General features: G+C 39.4%; 1 pseudogene. It reads right to left on the reverse strand.

Annotated elements, in window-relative coordinates:
• Positions 1-840 (reverse strand): annotated as a pseudogene (locus tag GMD4S_RS13585) (YSIRK signal domain/LPXTG anchor domain surface protein); the annotation flags it as partial.

Below are 840 nucleotides of genomic sequence, written 5' to 3' on the forward strand. Positions count from 1 at the left end.
TGGTGTTACAGAAGTTAAACTCCAACCAGCTTGCTTGGCTTTTTCTGTAACTGCAATACGATCTTTCAAACCTTTAATATAAACTCTGTCAACTCCTTGTTCATACCCATAGCCATAAATTTCTGTAGCTAGGTATTCATAACCACCGTTAGCAGAGTAAATCGATGTTGCAGCGTTTAAAATTCTTGACCCATCCGCACGGAGTTTATTTCTCCAAAGTGGTGCTTCTTCAGCTAACTTTTTAGCAGCATCAGGGGTTAATGGATAGTCTACACGTCCTTTGTTGTTATGACCAGTTTTTCCACCTTGTTCTGTATGCATCCCATTTCCAGCATTTGTATCATTACCAACCCGCTGATTAGAATAGACTTCAATCTCTAGACCTGTAGCATCAGTACCCGTAATTAATTTAATTTCTTGTACTGGAATTGTATAGGTATCTTTACCAGTATGATTTGCAGCGTTTGTTTCCGATGCATGAGTTGTGTTAGAACCCTCTTCGGCATAGAAATCTTGAGCAGCCAAAGCGACTCCAAAGTTTCCATCTTTTCCGATTCCTGCTTTTTTTAGCTCATTATATACTGCAAGAATTGACTCGTTCAAACGTGACAATTGTTCATTGCCTTGTTTAGCTGTAACGCTATCCGTAGCTAACACTTTTTTAGCTTCCGCAATAACTTCCTTATTATTAGCTATCGCCGCCTCAATTGCCGCTTTGTTTTCAGCCTCAAGCTTATTTTTCCGGACTGCTTCAGTTGCTAAAACATTGGTTACCTCAGCTTCAGAGGTAACTTGTTCTAAAACTTTTTTACCTTCTTGGACTGGTTCGACAGTTTCTTT

The organism is Streptococcus sp. GMD4S (assembly GCF_000296955.1).